Origin of the sequence: uncultured Algibacter sp., assembly GCF_947487575.1 — a bacterium.
GTDB lineage: Bacteria > Bacteroidota > Bacteroidia > Flavobacteriales > Flavobacteriaceae > Algibacter_B.
The window spans coordinates 146,810-172,441 of sequence record NZ_CANKXG010000009.1; the positions used below are offsets into that span (position 1 = coordinate 146,810).

General features: G+C 31.2%; 23 protein-coding genes. 10 read left to right on the forward strand and 13 right to left on the reverse strand.

What is annotated here, in order from left to right; genetic code table 11:
* Nucleotides 1-11 precede the first annotated feature (11 nt).
* The 9 genes from Q0870_RS11765 to Q0870_RS11805 form a co-directional block, all read right to left on the reverse strand.
* A complete protein-coding gene (locus Q0870_RS11765; protein WP_298555710.1) occupies nt 12-1,313 on the reverse strand; it encodes an MFS transporter in 1,302 nt (433 codons plus the stop codon).
* 369 nt (nt 1,314-1,682) lie between these two features.
* A complete protein-coding gene (locus tag Q0870_RS11770) occupies nt 1,683-2,297 on the reverse strand; it encodes a hypothetical protein (RefSeq protein ID WP_298555711.1) in 615 nt (204 codons plus the stop codon).
* A gap of 119 nt (nt 2,298-2,416) precedes the next feature.
* A complete protein-coding gene (locus tag Q0870_RS11775; RefSeq protein WP_298555712.1) occupies nt 2,417-2,899 on the reverse strand; it encodes a DUF4251 domain-containing protein in 483 nt (160 codons plus the stop codon).
* A 135-nt stretch (nt 2,900-3,034) separates the two neighbouring features.
* On the reverse strand, nt 3,035-4,081 hold the full coding sequence (locus Q0870_RS11780) for a glycosyltransferase family 9 protein (protein WP_298555713.1): 1,047 nt from the start codon (nt 4,079-4,081) through the stop codon (nt 3,035-3,037).
* Between the two features lie 66 nt (nt 4,082-4,147).
* Nucleotides 4,148-4,963: a DMT family transporter gene (locus Q0870_RS11785; protein WP_298555714.1), complete on the reverse strand. Its 816-nt coding sequence runs from the start codon at nt 4,961-4,963 to the stop codon at nt 4,148-4,150.
* A 16-nt stretch (nt 4,964-4,979) separates the two neighbouring features.
* Entirely contained in the window at nt 4,980-5,894 is a 915-nt protein-coding gene (locus tag Q0870_RS11790) for an EamA family transporter (RefSeq protein ID WP_298555715.1), read from the reverse strand.
* Nucleotides 5,895-5,944: 50 nt separating this feature from the next.
* Complete coding sequence (locus Q0870_RS11795; protein ID WP_298555716.1) at nt 5,945-6,397, reverse strand: cold shock domain-containing protein; 453 nt, start codon at nt 6,395-6,397, stop codon at nt 5,945-5,947.
* 475 nt (nt 6,398-6,872) lie between these two features.
* Nucleotides 6,873-7,775 carry a hypothetical protein gene (locus tag Q0870_RS11800; RefSeq protein ID WP_298555717.1) on the reverse strand — a complete coding sequence of 301 codons (903 nt, stop codon included), beginning with the start codon at nt 7,773-7,775 and terminating at the stop codon, nt 6,873-6,875.
* A 132-nt stretch (nt 7,776-7,907) separates the two neighbouring features.
* Nucleotides 7,908-9,464, reverse strand: coding sequence for a DEAD/DEAH box helicase family protein (locus tag Q0870_RS11805; RefSeq protein ID WP_298555718.1), 1,557 nt, complete (start codon nt 9,462-9,464; stop codon nt 7,908-7,910).
* A 287-nt stretch (nt 9,465-9,751) separates the two neighbouring features.
* Between Q0870_RS11805 and mgrA the strand changes: the two genes are divergently transcribed.
* Complete coding sequence (gene mgrA / locus Q0870_RS11810; protein WP_298555719.1) at nt 9,752-10,765, forward strand: L-glyceraldehyde 3-phosphate reductase; 1,014 nt, start codon at nt 9,752-9,754, stop codon at nt 10,763-10,765.
* Here the strand turns inward: mgrA and Q0870_RS11815 are convergent.
* Complete coding sequence (locus Q0870_RS11815) at nt 10,762-11,319, reverse strand: T9SS type A sorting domain-containing protein (RefSeq protein WP_298555720.1); 558 nt, start codon at nt 11,317-11,319, stop codon at nt 10,762-10,764. The genes mgrA and Q0870_RS11815 overlap by 4 nt on opposite strands.
* A 10-nt stretch (nt 11,320-11,329) precedes the next feature.
* Here Q0870_RS11815 and Q0870_RS11820 point away from each other — a divergent pair, with 10 nt between their 5' ends.
* Nucleotides 11,330-11,497, forward strand: a complete 168-nt coding sequence (locus Q0870_RS11820; RefSeq protein ID WP_298555721.1) for a hypothetical protein — start codon at nt 11,330-11,332, stop codon at nt 11,495-11,497.
* A gap of 28 nt (nt 11,498-11,525) precedes the next feature.
* Here Q0870_RS11820 and Q0870_RS11825 read toward each other — a convergent pair whose 3' ends face one another.
* Nucleotides 11,526-12,251, reverse strand: coding sequence for a hypothetical protein (locus tag Q0870_RS11825; RefSeq protein ID WP_298555722.1), 726 nt, complete (start codon nt 12,249-12,251; stop codon nt 11,526-11,528).
* 595 nt (nt 12,252-12,846) lie between these two features.
* Between Q0870_RS11825 and Q0870_RS11830 the strand changes: the two genes are divergently transcribed.
* Nucleotides 12,847-13,404: a biopolymer transporter ExbD gene (locus Q0870_RS11830; RefSeq protein WP_298555723.1), complete on the forward strand. Its 558-nt coding sequence runs from the start codon at nt 12,847-12,849 to the stop codon at nt 13,402-13,404.
* Between the two features lie 88 nt (nt 13,405-13,492).
* On the opposite strand, the gene Q0870_RS11835 is transcribed toward Q0870_RS11830, so the two are convergent.
* A complete protein-coding gene (locus tag Q0870_RS11835) occupies nt 13,493-15,496 on the reverse strand; it encodes a dehydrogenase E1 component subunit alpha/beta (protein WP_298555724.1) in 2,004 nt (667 codons plus the stop codon).
* 222 nt (nt 15,497-15,718) lie between these two features.
* Here Q0870_RS11835 and Q0870_RS11840 point away from each other — a divergent pair, with 222 nt between their 5' ends.
* From Q0870_RS11840 to Q0870_RS11865, 6 genes are all read left to right on the forward strand, one after another.
* Complete coding sequence (locus Q0870_RS11840) at nt 15,719-16,669, forward strand: 2-oxoglutarate and iron-dependent oxygenase domain-containing protein (RefSeq protein WP_298555725.1); 951 nt, start codon at nt 15,719-15,721, stop codon at nt 16,667-16,669.
* Nucleotides 16,670-16,696: 27 nt separating this feature from the next.
* The gene (locus Q0870_RS11845) at nt 16,697-17,026 is read left to right on the forward strand and encodes a translation initiation factor (RefSeq protein ID WP_298555726.1); all 330 of its coding nucleotides are present in this window, start codon (nt 16,697-16,699) and stop codon (nt 17,024-17,026) included.
* 3 nt (nt 17,027-17,029) lie between these two features.
* Complete coding sequence (locus Q0870_RS11850; RefSeq protein WP_298555727.1) at nt 17,030-17,971, forward strand: DUF1835 domain-containing protein; 942 nt, start codon at nt 17,030-17,032, stop codon at nt 17,969-17,971.
* Nucleotides 17,961-18,830 (forward strand): nucleoside phosphorylase, encoded by an 870-nt coding sequence (locus Q0870_RS11855; protein WP_298555728.1) that lies wholly within the window; start codon nt 17,961-17,963, stop codon nt 18,828-18,830. The genes Q0870_RS11850 and Q0870_RS11855 overlap by 11 nt, the downstream gene beginning before the upstream one ends.
* A 13-nt stretch (nt 18,831-18,843) precedes the next feature.
* Nucleotides 18,844-19,698, forward strand: coding sequence for a substrate-binding domain-containing protein (locus tag Q0870_RS11860; RefSeq protein WP_298555729.1), 855 nt, complete (start codon nt 18,844-18,846; stop codon nt 19,696-19,698).
* A 94-nt stretch (nt 19,699-19,792) separates the two neighbouring features.
* Entirely contained in the window at nt 19,793-21,166 is a 1,374-nt protein-coding gene (locus tag Q0870_RS11865; protein ID WP_298555730.1) for a TlpA disulfide reductase family protein, read from the forward strand.
* A 46-nt stretch (nt 21,167-21,212) separates the two neighbouring features.
* Here Q0870_RS11865 and Q0870_RS11870 read toward each other — a convergent pair whose 3' ends face one another.
* Nucleotides 21,213-22,763 carry an NAD(P)H-hydrate dehydratase gene (locus Q0870_RS11870; RefSeq protein WP_298555731.1) on the reverse strand — a complete coding sequence of 517 codons (1,551 nt, stop codon included), beginning with the start codon at nt 22,761-22,763 and terminating at the stop codon, nt 21,213-21,215.
* Between the two features lie 344 nt (nt 22,764-23,107).
* On the opposite strand from Q0870_RS11870, the gene thrA reads away from it, so the two are divergent.
* Complete coding sequence (gene thrA / locus Q0870_RS11875; RefSeq protein ID WP_298555732.1) at nt 23,108-25,552, forward strand: bifunctional aspartate kinase/homoserine dehydrogenase I; 2,445 nt, start codon at nt 23,108-23,110, stop codon at nt 25,550-25,552.
* The last annotated feature ends 80 nt before the right edge of the window (nt 25,553-25,632 follow it).

Here is a 25,632-nt window from a genome sequence, read left to right on the forward strand (position 1 = left end):
GCAAATCACTATTACGGCTTTTTTAACCTCCAAGCACCAACAATTAATCCAAATAAGAATAAGAGAGCGATTAATGCAACATACTTATAATCATTAAAGATGCTAAAAGAAAAACTAAACAAGGTTGGAGCTAACGCGCTAGCAATAACTAGAAAACTCATAGTTTTACCAGTAATAGCACCTAAGTGTTTACGTCCGTAATACTTTGGCCAAGTTACAGCATTAACCACAGCAAAAAGGCCACCCAAAATACCAAGTCCCAAAATTAAAAGGTATACTCCTGTTTTAAATGCTAAAAAATATAGTCCTAAAGCAGCAACTATACCACTTGCAATCATGATTAATATATATATTCTATGTTGTATATAATCACTTAAAATATTGGCTACTGTAGAAACTATAATACTTATAACGGAAATGGGTATAAAAATAGCAATAGCCTCCGTTTTTAAATAACCGTGAGCTTCAAAAATTGAAACCACATGAAATGTAAGTCCTGTAATAAAAAAGCTATTGAATGCTAAAACCAATCCAATAATCCAGAATGCACGCGTTTTTTTTGCTTCTTTTAATGTGAAATTTTTAACCTGTATATTAATGGTTTTACTTTTTGTTTTAGTTAAAACCATTGTGCCATCTGGTTGTAAACCAAAATCTTCTGGTTTGTTTTTGTAAAATTGAAGTATAATGATAGAAAATACAAATAATGCAACAGCCATAATTTGCCAGCTTATTTGCCAATCATAATCATCAATTAGAGCATTTATTAGCAATGGAGAGCTTGAAAAACCAAAGGATACAGCAATGCTGCTTATAGAGTTTACTTTGCCTCTATTTTTATCAAACCACATCATCACCATATTACGAGAAGCCATCGTTAAAACTCCTTGACCGCTAAAACGAAGTATGAAAAAAAGTAGGGTTATTATTGTAAAAGCAACCAGCCAACTTGTTGTGCTAAACAGATTTTGAAATGTTTGAGTAATGCTAACAGATTGAGAAAATAGCAATAGGGTTACTCCTAATAATACTGATGCAAAAAAGGCAACATATCTTGCTCCTAATTTATCGAATAATATTCCGGCACGCGTTACAAAAAAAGCACTAAGTAAAGTACCAATCATATAAGCACTACTAAATTGGTTCCTAGATAAATTTAAAGCGTCTTTCACAGGGTCTGTAAAGACTGAAACACCTACAGTTTGCCCAGGAATACTAAATAAAACACCAATACTGCCAACAACTAATACGATGTACCCATAAAAAAACGGGAATTTTTGAGGGTTTATAATTGAAAAGCTATTAGTGGACATAAGTTAAAAAAAGCGAAATTAACTTTTTAATACAAAAAAACTAACTTCCTTCAATATTTATCTGCGCTTAATATTCTAAGAAGTTCTCATGTTTTAAATGATTTTATTTAAATTCAAATGTAGTAATATTCAAGTTACATTTCCTTTAAAAATAAAAGCTCTCGATATACGAGAGCTTTAAAATATTCTTAATTATTGAATGTTTCTTTTTAGCGATTTAATAATCAATTACTTTATGTTTCATTCTAATATTAAGATTGTAAAATTAAGGGATGTAAATGGATATTTTATCACTTTTTTTAACCAATTGATGTTTTATTTTACCAGCCATAAATCAAATAGAAATTGTAATTTGTTTTCTATAAGATATTAGTACTCTGTAGTAGCTTCTTTCTCTAGAATAATGTCTCTTATTGCAACAAATAATCCTTCTTTTTTATCCAGTTTAAGAATTCTGTTTGGATTAGTTTTTTCAACTTTAGTTCTACATTTACCTGTTAATAGAGGGTCGTCATTAAAAAGAAACGTTTCAATTTTTGTTTCTGGCTTACCTGGTACTTTAATTATGGGCAGTATTTGCTTTAATTCGTTACCATAAATATAAGTTCCAGGAACAAAAGTATAAAAGGTATATTTACCATCTGCGTTGGTTTTTATCCAACCTCTATGATGAACATAACGCTTTTTATTTTGTCTTTTTAACTTGAAATCTCCATTTTCATCTGTATGATGAATAAATAATAGAACATTTTTAGCTGGAGTTTTACCATCACTTTCATAAATAGTTCCTGTGATTTTTAGTTTTTGTGATTTTGATGCAAAATCTGGAATAGTATCAACGTTATTTAATTGTCTTTCAGAATAATCGTAGATAGGACTGCGTTTTTTGTAATTCTCAGGAATTTCGCTCGTTTCTTGTGCTTGAAGTGCGTTAAAGCAATTAAACAAGAAAGTGAAACTTAGTAGGGCTATTAATTTTTTCATTAGGGATGTTTTATTAATTGACTCAAAATTAACTAATTACGGTTGTTGTTGAGCAAAAAAATCGATTGAATTATGAAATTACACGATGAATAGATGAAATACATATTTTAAAATACGCCTTATTCATCCAACAATTCTACTTTGCCAGAATAAGAAATTGGAGATCTAGTAGCTCCTACTATTTGTATATCAGCCTTTAAATTTGGATATAGTATAATGTAAGTTTTAAAACTTTCAAGTTTACTTTTTGCATCAAATTTTATGGAAATACTATGGTTTTTACCTTTAATCACTGTATAGTTTTCCATAAGCCCCAAAAGTTGAATAGCACTGTCTCTACCACTAAAGTCAATATTCATTTGACGTTCTCCAAAATATGGAAGATATGACGATATGCTATTGCCAGAAATAGTTAAAAAGTTTGAATTCCCTATTAAGCTTATAGAACCAGCGGAACTATTAGGTAAAAGAATACCTGAGTTTAAAACTTGTTGCATAGCATTACTAACCTGCGGATATGCCCTATCTGACTCTATTGTGAATTTTTTATTTTCAATAAGAGTTTCAAAGGTTTTTAGTTGAGAAGTCGTATACTTTGGCATTGACGATTTACACGACAAAAAAGCCATAAAAATCAAACAAGCAAAAAACCTGGAAAATTTCATTTCAATTAAATAAACATTATTTCTAAAATTAAAAAATCTTAGTTTATTTAATACCAAATAGTCTGTTAAAACTTATTTTAAAATCTTATCGATAGCCACAAACCAATCATCAATGTTAGTCTTTTTGGTATGAAGGGCTACGCTTCCATTTCCATAGGGGGCATAAATTTTTGGTTTAGTAACCTTAAAGAAACCAACACAAGGCGTTAAAGAAGCGCTTGCCAAGTGCATTACGCCATTATCTGCCGCAATAAATAGGCTCGTATTATGTATTATAGCTCCCATTTCTCTTAAATCTTTGCTATAGAAATGCGGGGCTTTAAAATTAATTTTTGATATGTTCTCGATAGGAAGCATTTCGATAATATTATAATTTGGATATTCCGTTTTTAATTGGCTGTAAAAAGTTCCCCACCAATCTTCCGAATAACATTTATTTCCTGTAGCATTAGTATAAATACAGATCGTTTTTTTTTCGTTTTTAGTAATATCGTTTAATATTTTTTTACCATTTGCTTTTTCAGCTTCATTTAGTTTAATATCTAGAACAGGCATACTTTTATCTTCGCCAGATAATCCTAGTTTTGATAAATAATGTCTTAAATTATAAATAGGATATTTTGAGATATGTTCGTAGTCTTTAAATTTTTTTTGTACGATTTCATCAACATCTCCAAACACTTTAATTTTTGCCTTAGCCATTTGCGTTAGCAAGCGCCCAGAAGATGAGTTTTTATCACCATTAATAACCAAATCATAAGTTTTATGCTTAATTGATATCCAGTTTTTTGCATATTGAAATAAGTTATTAAAAGGCTTTTTAGGAAGCTTAATAATAGTATTTATTTGTGTATAGTTTTCAAAAACCGGGTGTGCTACACCTCCTTTTACAAATAAATCAATTTTACAATCTTTAAAAGTATTAATAACCTCTTGTACAAGTGGTGTTAGTAATAATTGATTTCCTAGACGATGATTTGGCCTTATAATTAAAACCTGTTTAATTTCAGAAATATCAATCTCACCTTTTTTGGGTTCAGAATATGTACTACCAATATTTTTGGTAATACGGTGCATGATTTTTCTTCTATATTTGTTAATTCGGTTTTTGAATGTCATTAATTATGGTTTACAAAATAGATGGCAACAAAATTACAAATTATAATCCCATTTATAATTTTAGTATCATCTATTTTTTCCTTTGTATAAAGCGTTCAAGACTAATCCTGATATTATCATCGCTATTCCTAAAAGACTATAAAGGGTGTATGTTTCACTAAATAATAACACTCCTAATAATAGTGTAAATATTACTTCTACATATTTTAATGGAGCCACTTGGTTTGTGGCTGCTATTTGGAAAGCTTTGGTCATATAAATTTGCCCAAAATAGCCAAATAGGCCTAAACTTAATAACATTGGCCATTGTATGCCTAAAGGATTTACCCAATTACCAATAGATAGCACTCCGCCTACAACAGTAGAAATTACCATAAAATAATTAACCACAACAACTGGGTGATCACCTTTTCCAATTTTGCTAATTACAATATATACTAGACCACTGAAAAGCGCTGAAATAAAAATTAAAACTAAACCATAAGCATCCAAGTCTGAGTCAAAACCCTTTAAAATCACAACACCGGCAAAGGCCATGGCAAAAAATAACCATTGAAACCATTTTATTTTTTCTTTTAAAAAGAAAACAGCAAAAACTGCGGCAAATATTGGAGCCATATAACGCAAGGAAACTGCGGCCCCTATAGGTAGATATTTAGTAGCCATAAAAAACAAGGACATGGAGGTAACGCCTACTAGACCTCTTAAAACTAATAGTTTTCTGTTATTTCCTAAAATAGAAATTTTGTTTTTTAGTAGAAATCCAAATGTAAAAAATAACGAGCTTACAGATCTAAAAAACACAATTTGAAACGCACTAATATCTGTTAAATGTTTTACTAAAGCATTCATACAAGCAAAGGACAAAGTGCTTATAATCATAAATTTTATGACTTGTTTAACGTCCAATATTTCTAAATTTAAACTTGCGCTTAGTATTTATAAAATACACGCCAGTTAGTAAAATTGCTGCTGCAATTATAGATTGTAAGGTTATATGTTCATCCAAAACCCACCAGCCTAAAATTAAAGCTATAATAGGATTTACGTACGTTGAAGTTGCCACTTTCTCTGGCGACACCTCCTTTAAAAGATAGTTAAACGATGTAAAAGCAACTATGCCTCCAAAAACAATAAGTCCTAGCATGGACCATTGTACTTCCTTTTGCCAAACATTTGGTAATAACCAAGGTTCATTTAAGCATAAACTTGTAATACTTAGCATAACACCTCCTGTAAGCATTTGGTAACCTGTATTTACAAATTGATTTACTGGCATATCTGCTTTACCCACAAAAATGCTAGCATATGCCCAACATAGCATACAAACAAATATTAGAATCATACCAAATATTTGGCCATCTTTACTAATAAGTTCTTTTTGGCTTACCAATAAAAACACACCAATAAACCCTAATGCCACACCAATATAAGACATGATTTTTATTTTTTTTCCTAATAAAACACGCATCATAATTAGGACTACTAGCGGTTGCGAAGAAATCTCTAATGCCGCAAAACCACTGTCAATATATTTTAGAGCTACAACGGCTAATCCGTTTCCTAAAGTTAAAAATAGTAACCCTGCAATACTTACATTTATAAATTGTTTTTTGGTAATAGAAAGACTAATACCAGACAATTTTGCCATAATAAAAATGAAAACACTTGCCACAAGAAACCTTATAGAAGCTAAAAAAAAGGGCGCTAATTGCGACACAGCTATTTTGTTTAGCATATAGGTAGCACCCCAAATAACATAAACAGCAAAAAAGGCTAAAATGATAAGAATCGTTTTTCGCGATACATTCATATTTAGCCTTTTGTATAATGAATTTCTGGTAAAACCCCAGAAACTATAATTTAAATTTTCTTAACTCTAACAGCATTCATGCCTTTTTGCCCACGCTCTAGCTCGTAAGTAACTTTATCGTTTTCCTCAATATCTTCAAGTAAACCACTAACATGAACAAAATATTTTTCTTGGTTTATACTATCTATAATAAAACCAAAACCTTTAGAATGGTCAAAGAAAGATACCTTACCTTCTTTGTTTGCAGGCTCTTCCTCTTCTCTATCCTCTTTCTTTGGGATGCCCAATTCAATACTTTCCGCTTCAACCTTTTCACGCATTGCCGGGTCTGGCGGTGTATCTGTTAAATTTCCATTAAAATCTACATAAGCAAACTGAATTCCTTGTGGATTTTCTTTGGCTTCAGCTCTTCTAGCCTCTTTCCTTTTTTGCTTTTCTTCTCTCTTCTTTAAGCGTTTTTTTTCTTTTTCAATTTTGTTAAATGTTACTTGCGATTTTGCCATAGTTTAATACTCCTACTGGGTTTTATGAGTTAATATATCACAAAGATACGCCTTATTTTCATGACGCTATAATAATCAGTGTATTAATAGCCTCATCGCAGGATTATCGGATAAAAAGCATAAAAATAATTATTTGGGCGTTACCACAAGGGTCGGGCTTTCGGCAGTCGCTCCCTCCTATGTCGGGGAGCTTCAACAAATGCCTCAATCCCTAACGCGTGCGTGTTTGCTAAATAATATTTTGAAATGGAAAATTGTTGATTTTTGTAGAGGTTCGTTTACGGTTGAGCTATGAACAGTACGGGAGTAAATTAGCGTTTACTTTCCGCCACACACATAGCGAAATTTTTTGTTTTGATTTGTTTTTTCCTGTCTAGAGCAAAATCCAAAAGATTTTGCGGACATCATAAAAATACGCAAACCCTGCGACTAAGCCCGATGCCCGTATTGTTTGTAGGTTTTTTTATAGCCAGTTTTATAACCATTCTGTTTTTATTCCAGCTTCATTAAGCTCATTAAGAACATTTTCTTTGGCATAACAAAGTGACACTTTTTTTAGATTTTCGAAGTGTTTCGCATCTTCAGAACTCTCTATATCCCAATATTTTTCATTGCCGTCCCCAAAACGTATCAAGTTTAAATATATTTCGTTTCCGCCATCTTGGTAGATTTCCTTGATTTCGAAAGCTAAGTTTTTGGGAATAGTTAAATCTTTGAAATACTGGGTTACTTCTTTAATCGGTCCGTAACCCTCTTTTTCAAGATTAATTTTTCGCTTTTTATACCACAAAGCAAATTCATTTAGATTGAATTTCGGTTTTAATAATTCTTTGTTATACATCAATTCTTGGATGATTGCTAATTTGAACCCAAAATCCTTGAAAGTGATTTTTTCCTCATTCTGTTCTTTGATTAAATATTTATCGCGGGGTATTTCTTTTCTAGTGTTTAGATTTAACCTTATAGAAATAGCATAAGGCTTTTTTTTTCCTTGATATGTCATTTTTTTCAAGACATAATTTTCAAATCCTATTTGTGTAAGCTCGTGATAGTTTATTTTTTTGTTAGAATCAAAAATTTCTCCCTTAAAGAATTGATTAGGGAAGTTTTCAAGGCTGTGATTTTTGGATAGAATAAGACTAAATCCTAAAATATTACCGGAAGAAGCATAATTACAGTAAAGCCCATATTTATCCCAACAGTTTATATATGACCGTGTTAATTTTGTTCTACTTTTTTTAGAAGGCTCGCCAAAAATTTCAACTAATGTCTTGTAGTTAGTTGGAAAAGTTAGCACAATTCCGTTAATTTCTAATCGAGCTTCATAACACTTAATTTGAATGTTTTTAGGTTTAGTTTTTTTTAAAAAATTCAACATTCTAAATTGCTTTTTGAAATTGGCTACAATGTTCCGTTGATATGAAACGTTTTAATGTTTTATATCAGACGTTAAACGAAGTTAGTTGAATTTTTTTACAATAGCAATAGAAATCAAAATAATATTAACAAACTAATCCTCAGGCGGAAACCCATGAATCTGTTCAAATACCTCATCAAAATTGGTACGTAAATAAGAATTTAGTTTTTTACGATAATCTCCTTTTAACCAATCTACAAAATTGTATGTACTTTTACTTATGCACTTGGTATAGCGTTGTATTCTAAAATCAATATCATCACCAAGTTGTTTGGCTAATGCAAGCGCATCATAAACATCTTCACTATTTTCAATGCAAATTTTAGCATGCTGTTCTATAGAACGAACTAACACAACTTTTGAAGATTCTCCAGCTCTAATAGAATCTACATATGTTTTTTGAACATCAAAATGTACATCTTCAGATTTTGCAAACTCAGCACGCAAGGCATCAGGCATTTCATATCTAAAATTGCTTTCTAACTCATCATCCGTTAAAATAGAATCTAAATAATAGGTAGGCGATTTAAATATACGTTGCCAATCTAAACCATCTCCCCAAGGGCCAAACCTATGGAAGTTATTACCCAAATCGATAACCGAAAACGTTTTCTTGTCTTTTAATATACGTGACCCACGACCAATCATTTGGTAGTAAAGTGTTAACGATTTTGTGGCTCTGTTAAGAATAATACTATCAACCGTAGGTTCATCAAAACCAGTGGTTAAAATACTTACTGAAGTTAAAATGGCATCAGGTGTTTCCTTAAACCATTTTAATATCATAGCACGTTCTTTTTTAGTATTTGTATTATCTAAATGTGCCACAGGATAACCAGCCCTTCTAAAAGTGTCATACACATGTAAAGACGTGGTTATACCGTTATTGAAAATAAGTGTTTTTTTACCTTTTGCACGTTCCTCATAAGCTTGTATCAATTTGGATAGCATGTCGTTATCTGTATACAAGTCTTCTGATGATTTAACAGTGTAATCACCATTTGCACCAACTACTAACGAGGTTAATCCAACATTATAAGTAAACATTTCGGCACGCGCCAAAAAACCATTTTCTATAAGAGATTCTATACTTTCACCAACAATTAATTCATCATAGTTGTCAGTCATTGGTAATTCAATACTAGAACTTAAAGGAGTTGCTGTAACTCCTAAAATAAAAGATTGACTAAAAAATTTAAATAGTTTTGTAAAAGAATTATAATGTGCTTCATCAATAATAACTAGTCCAATATCAGAAATATCGAGTTTGTCATCATTTAGCCTATTATTTAGGGTTTCTACCATAGCTACAAAACAGCTATACTCAGCTTGATCACTTAAATCTGCTTTACTATCTACAACTTTGTTATGAACACCAAATTCTGTTAGCATGTTTGATGTTTGCTTACACAACTCAATACGGTGAGTCATCACCAAAACTTTCTTTTTATGATGTTTTAGATATTGCCTAACTATTTCGGAGAAAATCACTGTTTTACCACCACCAGTAGGTAATTGATAAAGTAAGTGGTAATCTTCAGGTGACTCTTCAAAAGCTGTAAAAATTTTATCTATAGCACCTTTTTGGTAACTATATAAATTTTTGCCCTCTACTCTTTCTTCTAATTCTAATTCTGCTTTTGTAGACATACTTTAAATTTTGCAACGTGCAAAAATAACATCTTTAAAGGGTTTCTCAAGCATGATTTTGGTGAAATTATTCAAGTAATATTAACAGTTTGAAAAAAATTAAAATGATTTCTTGAAGTTATTTTAAAATTACACTTCTAAGCTATTGAAAAACAATTCATTTAAAAATATTAAAGCCAAATTCTCTATCTATTATTTAGGATTAAATTTAATTGCTAAAATTATTGAATACCTATAACTTATCTTATCACTACAATTTATACATTTGATTCTATTAATTTTATAACATGGAAACCAACGATAAACCTGGAGTAAAAAAATATTTAGCAAATAAAGCTAGATATGATTCAATGACTTATAAACGTTCTGGAAAAAGTGGTGTTCTCTTATCTGCGTTGTCTATAGGTTTATGGCATAACTTTGGTTTTGTTGATGATATTGAAAATTCAAGAGATATTCTTAGAACTGCTTTTGACTTAGGTATAACACATTTCGATTTAGCAAATAATTACGGTCCACCACCCGGTTCTGCCGAAACTAATTTTGGAACTATTTTTAAGCAAGATTTTAAGCTTTATAGAGATGAATTGTTTATTGCCACTAAAGCTGGTTATGATATGTGGTCTGGTCCTTATGGTAACTTTGGTTCTAGAAAATATTTAATTTCAAGTTTAGACCAAAGTTTAAAGCGTATGGGTTTAGATTATGTTGATATTTTTTATCATCATAGACCAGACCCAGACACACCTCTTGAAGAAACTATGGGGGCACTTGCAGACATTGTTCGCCAAGGAAAGGCTTTGTATGCCGGTATTTCTAATTATGGGCCAGAAGATACTCAAAAGGCTGCTACAATGCTAAAAGATTTAAATGTGCCTTTTATTTTAAATCAGGTAAAATATTCTATGTTTGACCGTTGGGTTGAAGATGGTCTTTTAGATACATTAGATGATACTGGACTTGGGTGTATTGCTTTTTCACCTTTAGCACAAGGTATGTTGACTGATAGGTATTTAAAAGGCATACCAAAAAACTCTAGAGCAGGAAACGATTCGATATTTTTAAATGCTGATACGGTAAATACTAATATTAAAAAGATTCAAAGCCTAAATACTATTGCTGTAAAACGTGGGCAAAAACTATCACAAATGGCCATTGCCTGGATATTGAGGCAGAAACAGGTAGCCTCTGTATTGGTTGGTGCAAGCTCTTCTAATCAATTAAAAGACAACGTGAAGGCTTTGGATTGTTTGGATTTTTCTGAGGAGGAATTGATTATAATCGATGAAATTATTCGCTAAATTTTCACAAACTTCTGAGTAGTTGTGTTTCCAGAATCATCTTTTATTCTAAGCATGTAAACACCTATTGATAAGTCTTCCACATGTATAGATTTTGAATTAGATAGCGTTTGTGAAATTCTCAGTTTTCCGAGTAAATCATATACTTCTACTTCATTATTTTTTAGATTATTATTTGAAGATGAAATAAATAATTCGTTTTTAACGGGGTTTGGATAGATTGATACATCTATTTCTTTATTTTTACTAGTGGTCGTCGTTAGTAGGCCATTCCAAAAATTGGCCTCATCACCATTTGGTGCGAATATTGTTAAGAAACATGCATCGCCACTAAGTAGACATCCTATTGAATAATTATATGTGGTCAATGGCTGAAAGAAATTAAAATACAAATTTTCAAATTCTTGGTCTCCTGAATTAGCACAGGCATCAGAAGTAGTTTCAGTAGATAAAACTTCGAAATTTAACGAATTTGGAACTGTACTAAATTCACATTCTAACAAACCACAAACTGAGGTATCAAAAGATGTACTTAGGGATTCATTAAAATTCAAAAGAATTCTATTGCCGCCATCATCAGTTATAGGGTATTCCGAGGATGAAGGATATATTACATTGTTAATATTTAAGTTTTCTAATATTCAAGTGTATTCTTCCAGCATCTGTGATGAAGAAAAATTTGAAAATGATAAAAAAATAATAAAAGATAATACCAGTGACTTCATCATGTAAGTATTTTTATGCTAAAGTAATAAAAAGATTACTCTTTAACAACAATAACAGTAGCTTTAACACCAGTGGCAAGGTTCCATTGGTTTTGTGACACTATGATGCCTTTATCATCAATAACTTTAAATTCTGCAGTATTTGGTCCAGACTCACCTTGATTTAAGGCAACAAAATCAATTTTATTAAATCCCTTTTGTAAATCTAGCTTAAAGCCTTTAAAACCTCCAGATAAAAATACTCGGGCATGAATAATATCATCGTTTAGCCTTACTTGAATAATATCTCCGTCAACATAACCGTGATCACGATATACTACATTTACAAACTTAGCTGTGCTTTTAAAATCTCCAAAATATTGATCTACTTTGCTACCGTTTCTTAAAGCTACTTCCTTTTCGCTTAGCTTTAAATTATCTATATTTTTGTTTATTTGTTTAGTATACAATTCTCCAGGGTTTCCAAATTTTTCTTCTGGAAACATGGAAAACTCTTTTTTTGGTAATTCAAGGTTTGGAGTCGCCTTTGGTAAATTCAAACCAATAGTTTTTTCGTTTTCTATTGGTTTTGAAGGGGTTAGTAAGCTTGTGTCTGCTGAGTCTTTTTTGCTTTCAACTGCAGGAATAGAAATAGATTTCTTTTTATTATCTATTTGTGCTTGAGTAGCTATTGACCAGCCAATAAAAAAAAGTAATAAAACATAAGGTTTCATCAATCTCATATAATTTATCATTCTAAATGACGCTGTATTATTTTTCAAAGATATTTCTTTATTAGAAATACACCTGATTTAATTATATTATTTAATAATGGTTTAACAAATACCGTTCCTAAAACATATAATCATTTGTTTTTATGACTTCTCTCCTACCAAAAACTGTTAAAATTTGTTAATTTATTACTTTGTTATGCATAGTACTGTAACAAAATTATTATTTAGTCGTCTATCTAGTATAATCAAAAAACAATAAATAATTAATCATCAATTAAAACCAAAAATTATGAGAACTTTAAACAACAACCATTTAACAGGAACATTAAACGGCACTAAAAGTAACACATGGAATAGCAAAAGACGTTACAAATAGTAGTAACGCCTTTTAAACCAAACTTTCATCAATCAATCAATCAATCAATCAATCAATCAAAATGAAATCAATAATCAAAATATCAAAACATTTAAATAGTATTACTCAAGAAAATTTATTGGCTAGTAAGCGTATTATAGATTTTCGAACTTCAGATCTTGGCGTCTGGAAAGGTACTAAGAGATACGCTCACTAATCTAAAGGTCTTATAGTTATGGTATTGTTTTTGTGAATTAATCAACACATTAACATTTAAATCTATAATTTATGAGACATTCAAAACTAGTGCCAGAAGTAAATGCGGGGTCTATGGCAGACATCGCATTTTTATTACTCATCTTTTTTTTAGTAACCGCTACAATATCTTCTGATGCAGGAATTAACAGATTACTCCCTAGAGCATGTCCGCAAGGAACAGATTGCACGAGCAATATAAATGAACGAAACATTTTGCGAATTATAATTAACAATAATGATGAAGTCATGATTGAAAATGAAATCATCCCATTAGAATATTTAAAAGACATCACTAAAACCTTCTTAGATAATAATGGTGATGGTAGTTGTAGCTATTGTAACGGATTTAAAGATGTAAAGTCTTCTGATAGTCCAAAAGAAGCTGTTGTATCTTTACAAAACGGCAAGCAAACCACTTATAAAACATTTGTTGCTGTTCAAAATGAATTAACTAAAGCGTATTATGAATTGCGACAAACTTATAGTTTGAATGTACTTGGTAAAACTGCTGATAAGTTATCAAAAACAGAAGAAAAACAAGTAAAGGATGCTTATCCATTTATGCTTTCGGAAGCAGAAACGAAATAAAATAGTTAAATGATTGAGTTATTTTGGCGGCAACTACAATGATTCAATCATTTTTGTTTTAAATACCGTATTAAATAATAATAAAAACTTAGTAAGCTAAAAGAGCTTTCAGCTCCATTTCAAATCTGTTTTTAGGAAGATATTGTTGTTCTAATTGACTTGCAAAAGGGATTGGAGTTTCCATACTTGCAACACGTTTTACTGGTGCATCCAAGTATTTAAAACAATGCTCCATAATTCCTGCTGAAATATCACTAGCAATACCTCCAAAAAGAGAATCCTCTTGAAGAATAATGGCTTTACCAGTTTTCTTAACAGAATTATAAATAGTTTCAACATCCAAAGGTTGAAGTGTTCTTAAATCAATTAGGTCTGCCGAAATATCAAGATTATTATCTAAAGTTTCTAAAGCCCAATGCACAGTTGCTCCATAGGCGATAATAGTAATATCTTGTCCTGTTTTTAAAAGTGATGCTTTACCAAAAGGTAGTGTGAAATAATCAACAGGTACATCTTGCCGAATGCTTCTATACAGGCCTTTATGCTCAAAAAATAACACAGGATTTGGGTCGTTAATTGCGGTATTTAGTAAGCCTTTAGCATCATAAGGAAACGCTGGGTAAATCACCTTTAATCCTGGTGTTTTTGTAAACCAAGCTTCGTTTGTTTGTGAATGAAATGGTCCTGCCGCCACGCCACCTCCACAAGGCATTCTGATAACCACATCGGCATTTTGATTCCATCTATAATACGATTTAGCCAAATAGTTTATAACGGGATTAAAACCAGAAGTCACAAAATCTGCAAATTGCATTTCTACAACACTTTTTATATCAGCAATGGATAACCCCATGGCGGTTTCTACGATTGAAGATTCACAAATTGGAGTGTTCCGTATGCGTTCTTTTCCAAATTGCTCTACAAACCCATCAGTAATTTTAAAAGCACCACCGTATTCAGCAATGTCTTGACCCATAATTACCAAATCAGAATGCTTTTCCATACTCTGCTTTAAAGCACTAGAAATCGCATCTATAAAACGAATCTCTTCAGAGTTTGATTTATGGTTAAATTCTTGATAATTAAATAATTGAAAAACATCATTTAACTCTTTGGTTTTATCTGGCTTGATGTCTTCTTCCGCGAAAGCGACTTTTAAATGTTCATTAATTTCATGAACAATGGCTTCTTTAAAAGTCACTTCATCAGCTTCATTTAAAATATTATTCTCTTTTAAAAAGGCTTGAAAATTTATTAGAGGATCTTTAGTTGCCCAAGTATCCATAAGTTCTTGTGGAACATATTTTGTACCACTCGCCTCTTCATGTCCGCGCATTCTAAAAGTCTTAAATTCTAATAATATAGGTCTGGGGGTTTTTCTAATATCTTCTGCTAATTGACTAACCTTAGTGTAAACTTCAAGAATGTTATTGCCATCTATAATATGAGATTCTATGCCGTATCCTAAACCTCTATCTGCAATATCTTTACAGTTATACTGCTCATTTGTTGGAGTTGACAAACCGTAACCGTTATTTTCAACACAAAATAAAACAGGTAATTGCCATACAGATGCCACATTTAATGCTTCATGAAAATCCCCTTCACTAGTTCCGCCTTCACCAGTAAAAACTGCTGTAACTTGTTTTTTGTTTTTCAATTTTGAAGCTAAAGCAATACCATCTGCAACACCCAATTGTGGGCCTAGGTGAGAAATCATTCCAACAATTTTATATTGCTGGGTTCCAAAATGAAATGATCTATCCCTACCCTTTGTAAAGCCAGAAGCTTTTCCTTGCCATTGTGCAAATAATCTATAAAGTGGTATTTCTCTAGTTGTAAAAACACCCAAATTTCTATGCATTGGTAGAATGTATTCATTGCTTTGCATAGCCATAGTTACTCCAACAGATATAGCTTCCTGCCCTATACCAGAAAACCATTTACTAATTTTACCCTGTCTCAATAAAATAAGCATCTTTTCTTCTATCAACCTTGATTTTAACATATTCCTATATAGGGAAAGTAGCATGCTATTATCTAATTGCGTAGTATTATAATCTATGTTAGATAAAGAATTTATTGTTTTCATGTGCTAATATCTATTGTTTTTTAATGGTTACATGTAACCTCCATAAAATTATCATTTTGTGTTTTGACTGATATATTAGAAGTTTCACAAAGAAATGATTATTTCATTATCAAATATACTATAATTAGTGTTTATTAGTTGGAATAATTGCATATAACGCAGTATAAATAACTTTGAATGTTTTTGTACATTTGTGTTATACTCACTTTAAAATCGCACCTTATGAATACCATACCAAGTGTTAATTTAAAAGACTTTCTTTCTAATGATTCAGTTAGAAAACAAAATTTTGTAGAAGCTATAGGAAGGGCTTATGAAGATATTGGTTTTGTGGCACTTAAAGGGCATTTTTTAGATGATGCTTTAGTTGATAATTTATATGAAGAAGTAAAAAACTTTTTTAGTTTGCCAACTGAAACTAAACAGAAATATGAAATCCCAGGAATTGGCGGTCAACGTGGTTATGTGTCTTTTGGGAAAGAAAGTGCTAAAGGTAAAAAAGAAGGAGACCTAAAAGAGTTTTGGCATTTTGGTCAGTATGTTGAAAATAATGATAAACTTAAAGCCGAATACCCTGATAATGTTGTAGTAAACGAACTAGCAGAATTCAATAGAATTGGAAAAGAAGCTTATAGAATGCTTGAAAAAACGGCAAAACATGTGTTACGTGCTTTGGCTTTACATTTAGGATTAGAAGAAACTTATTTTGACAATTATATTCATAATGGAAATTCAATTTTGCGACCAATACACTACCCGCCAATAGCCCAAGAACCCGACGAAGCTGTTAGAGCAGCTGCACATGGTGATATTAATTTAATAACCCTATTAATGGGCGCGCAAGGAAGAGGTTTGCAGGTTCAAAATCATAAAGGCGAATGGCTTGATGCTATTGCAGAAGCTGATGAATTAATGATTAATGTTGGCGATATGCTTTCAAGACATACAAACAATAAACTAAAATCGACAATACATCGTGTAATAAACCCACCTAAAGAACTTTGGGGAACATCACGTTATTCCATCCCTTTTTTCATGCACCCTATTAGTGAAATGAAATTAGATGTTTTGGAAGGCTGTATTGATGAAAACAATCCAAAACAATTTGAAGATATTACAGCAGGCCAATTTCTAGAAGAGCGCTTAATTGAATTGGGACTGAAGAAAAAATAAGTTTTCAGTTTATTAAATACTAAAACAATGGATTTACAAGATCAACTAAAAAATTTGTTCCCAGGTCATGTTGAAGAAGAAACAACTCCTAATACAAATAATGATTCAAGTATTTGGATGCAGAATGACCCTATACTTTGCAAATACGAAAAGCGCAAAGGGAAACCAATAACTATACTTGAGGGTTATACTGGTGCAACAGAAGATTTCAAAATACTAGCGAAAGAAATTAAAACTAAATTGAGTGTAGGTGGTAGTTTTAAAGATGATAAAATTATTATTCAAGGGGATTACCGTGATAAAATTATGCAAATGCTCAAAGACAAAGGGTTTAATGTAAAACGGGTTGGCGGATAATTTATGAATAAACAACCATTACATATTACCAACGGAGGTGTTGTAACTAAATATTTAAATGAGTTAGAAATTGTTGGTGAGAAACTTACTTGGCAAGAAATGCTTTGTGAGGGCCCCACAAAAGAAAAAGTTTATTCTAAAGAATTAATCGAATTAAGAGAGGCTTTTTTAAATAAGTTTTACAATGTTGAATTAGACCTAGAAAAAGTAGAATTTGCAATAGAACAATTGAGTAATCCAGAACGCTATTCTGAAATTGTGCTTTGGTTTGAATATGATTTGTTTTGTCATATAAATATGATAGCTGTAATTAGCTTGCTTCAACAAAAAAAGATAAGCCTTCCTCTATATTTAGTTTGTAGTGGCAGAGTATCTGGAAGTAAAACCTTAAAAGGTTTAGGTGAACTAAATTCTGAACAACTCTTAAACCATTATAAAGACAAAGTAATTTTAACTAAAACTGATATAAATTTAGCTACAACAGTTTGGGGTATTTATTGTGGTAAGGACCATAATTTGTTAAAACCATTTATAGTACAAAGTTCTTCATTTAAATACTTAAGTAATTGTTTAAAAGCGCATCTTAAACGTTTTCCAGACTCTATTGATGGATTAAATATTCTAGAAAGAAATATATTGGAAATTGTAAGAGATAACACTATTAAATCAAAACATCATTTATTAGGCTATGCGCTAAATTACCAAGGTTACTATGGTTTTGGCGATATGCAATTGGAACGACTAATAGAGAAGTTAAACATTTTTTTTACTGAAGAAAATGATTTATTAAATCTCAATAGAATGGGGCATGAAGCTTTGCTTGGTCAGCTAAATTTTTCTGCTAAAATTGATAGTAAAATGGCATTTGGCGGTGTAAATAAATATGATTTTCAATTTAGCAAAAAACTGAATAAACTTGTTAAAACAGTAACGAATGTTCATTAAAGAGTCTGAACTTATCTTAAATCCAGATGGAAGTATTTATCATTTGAATTTAAAGCCTGAAAATATTGCAAACACTATCATTTTTGTGGGAGATCAAGATCGTGTTAGTAAAGTGACGGCACATTTTGATTCTATTGAGTTTGAAACTCAAAAGCGCGAATTTAAAACGCAAACAGGTCATTACAAAGGGAAGCGTATTACTGTAATTTCTACCGGTATTGGCCCTGATAATATTGATATAGTTTTAAATGAATTAGATGCTCTTGTTAATATCAATTTTAAAACAAGGCAAGTAAAAGAAAAACTCATAAGTCTTGATATTATTAGAATAGGAACTTCTGGTGCATTGCAAAATAATATTCCTGTAGATTCTTTTCTACTAAGTGCACATGCACTTGATATTAACGGAATGCTACATGCGTATCAAATAAACACAATAAGTAACACAAAAATAGAAGATGCTTTTATTAAGCAAACACATTGGCATACCAGCAAGTCAAAACCAATAGTAGTCAATAGTAGTGATAAGCTTTTAAAAAGGTTTGAAAGTAATAAAACACATAAAGGTTTAACGGCTACAGCTGGTGGATTTTATGGTCCACAAGGGCGGGTTTTAAGGTTAGCTATTCAAGATGCAGAATTAAATTCAAAAATGGATGCTTTCAACTTCAATGGTATTAAAATTACTAACTTAGAAATGGAAACTTCGGCTATTTACGGATTATCAAAGCTATTAGGACATGAAGCTATATCTTTAAATGCCATTATAGCTAATAGAGTTTTGGGTGATTTTAGTAAAAACCCAAATACAGTTATTGAAAATTTAATAATATACACACTTAACAAAATTATAGAATAAACGGATTGATTTAATGAAGAAAGTAAACATTGGCGGTGTGCCAGAACATTTCAACTTAGCTTGGTACTTAACGCTAAAAAACGGAGAATATAAAGATGAAAATATCAATTTGCGCTGGCATGATTATTACGGTGGTACTGGTGCCATGTGTAAGGCATTACGAAATGGCGACATAGATATTGCTGTAATTTTAACTGAAGGAATTATTAAAGATATTATAGACGGAAACCCCAGTAAAATTGTGCAAACATTTGTAAAAACACCTCTTGTATGGGGTGTTCATGTAGCTCACGATTCAAATTATAAAGAGGTCAAAGATTTAAAAGGTACTAAAGCTGCAATTAGTAGATATGGTTCTGGTTCGCATTTAATGGCATATATAAATGCTGAAAATAACAATTGGAATTTAGAAAAAGATCTTGATTTTGAAGTGATAAAAAATCTTGATGGTGCTGTTGAAGGTTTAACTAAAGGTAAAGCTGATTATTTTTTATGGGAAAAATTCACCACAAAACCTATTGTAGATAGTGGTGTGTTTAGACGCATTGACAACTGCCCTTCTCCATGGCCTTGTTTTGTTATTGCTGTGAGAGAAGATTTTATTGAAAACAATAAGAGCGATTTAAAAACGATTTTAGAAATTATCAATAACACAACTTCAGACTTTAAAGATATACCAAGTATTGATAAATCCATTGCCAACCGTTACGAGCAAAAGCTTGAAGATGTTCAAGAATGGTTAAGTATTACCGAATGGTCTCAAGAGTTAATTGATGAAAAAACAGTTTTGAATGTTCAAAAAGAACTGTTTGCACTTGATATTATCCCAGAGATTGTTGAATACGAAAAGTTGATTTATAAGTTGTAAGGTTCTCTACGCTTTTTAAATGTTAATAATTTATCAAATTGAATTGAAACGCTTTTACGATTCCCTATTTTTGGTGCTTAAATAAAATCATAAAATGAAAAAACTTTTTTTTATTGCTATTGCAATAACTTTAATTGGATGTAAAAATGAAGTTAAACCAGAATATGCTATCATTTCTGGTAAAATAACCAATAAACAAAATGGAGATTTAACTATTAATACTGAAGACAGAAGTGTTGAGGAGAAAATAGATGTTGCTCCAGACGGTACTTTTACTGATACACTAAGTACAGATATAAGCTCTTACATCCTTTTTGATAGTAAAAATCCTGTTTTTCTTAAAGTTAAGTCTGGGGACAATTTAAATATAACTTACGATGCAACAGATTTTGAAAACTCATTAGTTATAACTGGTAATGGCGCAGAGATTAATAATTATATTATTGCAAAAAGAAAAACAGAAATGGATCTCTCAAAGAAGAGTGCTGAAATTTTTCAAAAAAATGAAGCTGACTATAAAACGAGTATGCTAGAATTTAAAGCTTCACAAGAAAAATTATTAAATAATACCAAAGGTTTACCAAGTGATTATGTTGAAAAAGAGAAGAGAGACTTAAATTATGGGTATTTAAGTAAACTGAATACTTATGAAAGAGGACATCAATATTTTACAAAAAATCAGGAATTTAAAGTTTCTGATAATTTTTTAAATGAGCTTAAAGATTTAGATTATACTAATGTTGAAGATTTTAAATTCTCTAGTAATTACAAGGGTCTTGTAAATGACTATTATAGTATTAAAGCAAGGGCGTTAAGTAAAAAAGATTCTATGTCTTATGATTTAGTTTTTTTAAGTAGTATGGCTAATATAGAACAGGAAACGATTAAAAATACACTCATATTTGACTTTGCAAACTTTAATATACCATACTCTAAAGATGTTGATGCATTTTATAAGATGTATACTGAAAATTCTACAAACGAAAAAAACAATAAATTAATTGCTGAAAAGTATAATAAACTTACAGCTTTAAAGAAGGGAAAGCCATCTCCTAAATTTGTTGATTATGAAAATCATGCTGGTGGAAAAATGTCTTTGGATGATTTAAAAGGAAAGTATGTTTATATTGATGTTTGGGCAACATGGTGCGGGCCATGTATACAACAAATACCTTATTTACAAGAGGTAGAAAAAAAATATCATGATAAGAATATTGAATTTGTAAGTATTTCTATTGATACGCCTAATAATCATGAAAAATGGAAGACCATGGTTAATGAAAAAGGATTAAGTGGTATACAGTTAATTGCAGATAATAATTGGAATTCTAATTTTGTGCAAGAATACCAAATTCAGGGTATACCAAAGTTTATTTTAATAGATGCTGAAGGAAATATTGTGGATTCAAATGCACCAAGACCTTCAAGTGAAAAATTAATTGAATTATTTAATAGTCATAATATTTAACTAATTGAATTATATTTTAAAAAGCCGCAATTTGCGGCTTTTTTTATTATTCATTTCCATTCTCTTGCGGAGGTTGAACTTGTTCTGGTTGCTTAAATAAATCAAGGTAAGCCTCTCCTATATAATCAATTACATGGCTGGCTATTAGGCTTTGATATCCAAAATCTTCAACAGCAATATCGGCAGATCTTCCATGTAAATACACTCCAAAAATAGCGGCTACTAAAGGGCTGTAACCTTGAGAAATTAATCCTGTAATAACGCCAGTTAAAACATCTCCACTTCCTGCTGTAGACAGTCCTGGGTTTCCTGTTGTATTCACATAAAGTTTATCTTCAGAAACGGTAATTGAATTAGCGCCTTTTACAACTATTATGACGTTATACTTTTTTGAAAATACTTTTATTTTATTCAATTTATCAAAATCATTTTCCCAGACACCAATTAATCGCTCTAATTCCTTAGGATGTGGTGTTAATACGGTAGCTTGCGGTAATAATTTTAATAAATTTTTCTTTTTGGAAAGAATATTTACACCATCAGCATCAATGACTAATGGCGCTTTGTTTTTTTTCAAAAAAGAAGTAAAAGCTGTTATTGTTTTTGCGTCTGTCCCTACTCCTATTCCAAAACCAACAACTGTTGGTTCAATGTCAAATTTTATAGATGTTATTTTTTCTTCATCTGTATCAGTAATCACCATAGCTTCAGGAAAAGAGGCTTGTAAAGCATGATATCCGCATTTTGGAACAAAGGCTGAAACTAAACCTGCACCTGCAGATAAAGTTGCTCTACTGGTTAAAGTAACTGCGCCAATTTTTCCGTAGCTACCACCAATAATTAAGGCGTGACCAAACTGTCCTTTATGTGAAAATTTTTCTCTGGGAATGTAATTAGGTAATACTTCATGCTTCCCTATTAACTCAACCTCGGTTTCAGTTGTAAACAAAAACTCCTGATCTAACCCAATGTCAATAACTTCCCATTGTATAGTGTATTTAGCCGTTTCTGGTAAAAAGAAAACTAATTTTGGCGATGCAAAACTTAACGTGAATCCTGCCCAAACAACGGCATCTTCATCGTCTATTGCTTTATCAGGATAGAGACCAGAAGGCATGTCAATAGATAATGTAAATGCTTTACTGGCTCTAAAATGCATAAATAACTTCTTCACCCATTCATCTATAGGTCTATTTAAACCTATTCCGAAAACAGCATCTACAATTATATCATCTGGATGCATTTCCGGAAACTCTTCGGCACAACTTAATAGAGTTGGCCATTTTTTAGTAACATTTTTAATACGATCATAATTAATAAGGAAATCTTTAGAGCGCTTATCGCTACAATTAATAACATACGTATTTACATTATAACCGTGAGTAATTAAATGCCTAGCAATTACTAACCCATCGCCTCCATTATTTCCGATGCCACAAAACACATGAATTGGTACTTGAGCACCTTGCATACGGGCATGTAACCAATTAAAAATTTGTGACCCAGCTCGCTCCATTAAATCGGTTGAGGATATCTTTTGTTTTTCTGAGGTTAAGGCATCCCCTTCGTAAATCTGTTCTTTAGAAAATACTTTCATTTATAATTAATTATAGATTTTTCATTTCTTATTACAATTAGTCGTTTTTTTTAAACGAATATTGAATCAAGATAAGAATATTGCAAAAAAAATATTTTAGTTTTTTTATAAGGCTAAAAGTAATACTTTTGGTGAGTATTATATAACTATAATGAATCAATTAAACCAAAATACATTTGCAGCTGTTTCTTTTTTATCAAAAGGGAATACGTCTATTTTTGGTACAACTACAAATACTACAACCCTTTGGGGTTACTAGTTATATATATTCCGCAGACTATTTTTGTAATTTTAAAAAATTACAATATTTCAAGCATTATTTTTAATTTACAAGGTATTAAAACATGAAGGTTTTAAAATTCGGAGGAACTTCAGTAGGTTCTTCAAAAAACATAAATAACGTCATCAATATTTTAGAAAACTATGGAAAAGAAGATTCTATAGCTTGCGTAGTTTCTGCAGTTGGTGGAATTACAGATAAATTATTGTTAGCGGGTAAACAAGCTCAAAATAAAGATAGGAGCTTTGTTGAAACATTTAACTTCATCAAAGAAAAACACTTTAGTATTATAAAAGAACTGAATCCTGAGAATAATGATTCCATTTTAGAGTATGCCGAAGAAAGGCATAACAGTTTAAAAAACTTATTGGAAGGCATCTTTTTAATTAATGAGTTATCTCCAAAAACTTCTGATAAATTAGTGAGTTATGGCGAAAGATTATCATCTTTTATCATAGCAGGAACAATGAAAAATAGAGGTTTATCTGCAGATAGAAAGAACTCTCAAGAATTAGTAATTACAAACTCTAATTACACAAAAGCAGAGGTTGATTATAAAATTACAAACAAAAACATAAAAGATTATTTTAGCTCTACACCTCAAAACATCACCATTTTACCTGGTTTTGTAGCAAGTTCTAAAGCTGGTGAGCAGACAACACTTGGTCGAGGTGGTTCAGACTTTACTGCTGCTATTATTGCTGCTGCGCTAAATGTTAAACAACTTGAAATCTGGACAGATGTTAGTGGGATGTTTACAACTAATCCTAAATTGGTAAAACAAGCGTATCCAATTAGTAAAATTTCATATCAAGAAGCTATGGAATTATCGCATTTTGGAGCAAAAGTATTATATCCTCCAACGGTTCAGCCTGTACTTAGCTTAGGTATTCCTATTCATATTAAAAATACTTTAGAGCCTGATGCTGTTGGCACTGTGATTTCTAATGAAGACATAAAATCTTCAAGTCCTGTTAAAGGAATTAGCAACATAAACAACATTGCTTTATTGACGCTTGAAGGCAGTGGAATGGTTGGTATTCCCGGGTTTTCAAAACGTTTGTTTGAAACCTTATCACAAGAGAAAATAAATGTGATAATGATAACGCAAGCATCATCAGAGCATTCTATTTGTTTGGGGATAGAAGATAAAGAATCTGAGAACGCCAAAGATGCCATTGATGCTACTTTTGAAAATGAAATTGCCTTAGGTAAAATTGAACCTATCGTTATAGAAAAAGGGTTATCTATTATTGCTCTTGTTGGAGATAGTATGAAAAACCACCAAGGAATTAGTGGTAAAATGTTTAGTACTTTAGGTAGAAATAATATTAATATTAGAGCCATTGCTCAAGGTGCATCAGAGAAAAACATTACTGCTGTTATAGATGAAAAAGATGTAAAAAAGGCACTTAACACCTTGCACGAACAGTTTTTTGAATCTAAAACAAAACAACTTAATGTATTTATTACTGGTGTTGGAAATGTTGGTGAACGTTTGGTTGAACAAATAAAACAGCAAAAGAAATATTTAAAAGAAAACCTAAAAATTAATCTACGAGTAGCTGGAATTTCAAATTCTAGAACTATGATTTTTGATGAATCTGGTTTAAATTTAAAAGATTGGAAAACGCAATTAGCTAATGGTGAAAAAGCATCATTACAAGGATTTTTAGAAAATGCAAAAGCATTAAACTTGCGTAATAGCATTTTTGTTGATGTTACTGCAAATGCAGATGTTGCAAACTTATATCCTCAATATTTAAAAGAAAGTATTGCTATTGTAGCGTGTAATAAAATTGCGTGTTCTAGCGATTATACCAATTATAAAGAATTAAAGAGGTTATCGTTAGCTTATAACGCACCATACCTTTTTGAAACGAATGTTGGTGCAGGTTTACCTGTAATTGACACATTGAGTAATTTGATTGCTTCTGGTGATAAAGTAAACTCAATTCAAGCGGTTTTATCTGGAAGTTTAAACTTTGTATTTAATAACTTTGATGATTCTACTAAGTTTTACGATGTTGTAAAACAAGCTGGCACTGAGGGTTATACTGAACCTGACCCAAGGATAGATTTAAGTGGTGTTGATGTAGCACGTAAAATATTAATTTTGGCAAGAGAAAGTGGTGTAGAAATGAATTTAGAAGATATTGAAAACACATCTTTCTTATCTGAAGCTGGGTTGAAAAGTGATACTGTTGATGATTTCTATCAAACATTAATTGAAGATGAAGCACATTATCAAAGTTTATATGCTTCCGCGAAAGCGAACAATTGTCAATTAAAATATGTAGCAAAATTTGATAATGGAAAAGCAAGTGTAAGTTTACAGGAAATCCCAGAAGGACATCCTTTTTATAATTTAGAAGGAAGTGATAATATAGTCATGTTTTACACAGAACGTTACCCTAAACAGCCTATGATTATTAAAGGTGCTGGCGCTGGTGCAGATGTAACAGCTTCAGGATTATTTGCAGATATTATTAGACTTGGAAACGATTAAAAAAGACTGAGAGTAAAGAAGCAAGAATCAAGACACATATTTTGTCTATTTTCTCTTCTCTATTTTCTTTTTCCTCAATA

Coding starts and splice junctions, on each gene's coding strand:
- Q0870_RS11765 (WP_298555710.1), bottom strand. CDS start 1,313: ATGTCCACTAATAGCTTTTCAATTATAAACCCTCAAAAATTCCCGTTT.
- Q0870_RS11770 (WP_298555711.1), bottom strand. CDS start 2,297: ATGAAAAAATTAATAGCCCTACTAAGTTTCACTTTCTTGTTTAATTGC.
- Q0870_RS11775 (WP_298555712.1), bottom strand. CDS start 2,899: ATGCCAAAGTATACGACTTCTCAACTAAAAACCTTTGAAACTCTTATT.
- Q0870_RS11780 (WP_298555713.1), bottom strand. CDS start 4,081: ATGACATTCAAAAACCGAATTAACAAATATAGAAGAAAAATCATGCAC.
- Q0870_RS11785 (WP_298555714.1), bottom strand. CDS start 4,963: ATGATTATAAGCACTTTGTCCTTTGCTTGTATGAATGCTTTAGTAAAA.
- Q0870_RS11790 (WP_298555715.1), bottom strand. CDS start 5,894: ATGAATGTATCGCGAAAAACGATTCTTATCATTTTAGCCTTTTTTGCT.
- Q0870_RS11795 (WP_298555716.1), bottom strand. CDS start 6,397: ATGGCAAAATCGCAAGTAACATTTAACAAAATTGAAAAAGAAAAAAAA.
- Q0870_RS11800 (WP_298555717.1), bottom strand. CDS start 7,775: ATGTTGAATTTTTTAAAAAAAACTAAACCTAAAAACATTCAAATTAAG.
- Q0870_RS11805 (WP_298555718.1), bottom strand. CDS start 9,464: ATGTCTACAAAAGCAGAATTAGAATTAGAAGAAAGAGTAGAGGGCAAA.
- mgrA (WP_298555719.1), top strand. CDS start 9,752: ATGGAAACCAACGATAAACCTGGAGTAAAAAAATATTTAGCAAATAAA.
- Q0870_RS11830 (WP_298555723.1), top strand. CDS start 12,847: ATGAGACATTCAAAACTAGTGCCAGAAGTAAATGCGGGGTCTATGGCA.
- Q0870_RS11835 (WP_298555724.1), bottom strand. CDS start 15,496: ATGAAAACAATAAATTCTTTATCTAACATAGATTATAATACTACGCAA.
- Q0870_RS11840 (WP_298555725.1), top strand. CDS start 15,719: ATGAATACCATACCAAGTGTTAATTTAAAAGACTTTCTTTCTAATGAT.
- Q0870_RS11845 (WP_298555726.1), top strand. CDS start 16,697: ATGGATTTACAAGATCAACTAAAAAATTTGTTCCCAGGTCATGTTGAA.
- Q0870_RS11850 (WP_298555727.1), top strand. CDS start 17,030: ATGAATAAACAACCATTACATATTACCAACGGAGGTGTTGTAACTAAA.
- Q0870_RS11855 (WP_298555728.1), top strand. CDS start 17,961: ATGTTCATTAAAGAGTCTGAACTTATCTTAAATCCAGATGGAAGTATT.
- Q0870_RS11860 (WP_298555729.1), top strand. CDS start 18,844: ATGAAGAAAGTAAACATTGGCGGTGTGCCAGAACATTTCAACTTAGCT.
- Q0870_RS11865 (WP_298555730.1), top strand. CDS start 19,793: ATGAAAAAACTTTTTTTTATTGCTATTGCAATAACTTTAATTGGATGT.
- Q0870_RS11870 (WP_298555731.1), bottom strand. CDS start 22,763: ATGAAAGTATTTTCTAAAGAACAGATTTACGAAGGGGATGCCTTAACC.
- thrA (WP_298555732.1), top strand. CDS start 23,108: ATGAAGGTTTTAAAATTCGGAGGAACTTCAGTAGGTTCTTCAAAAAAC.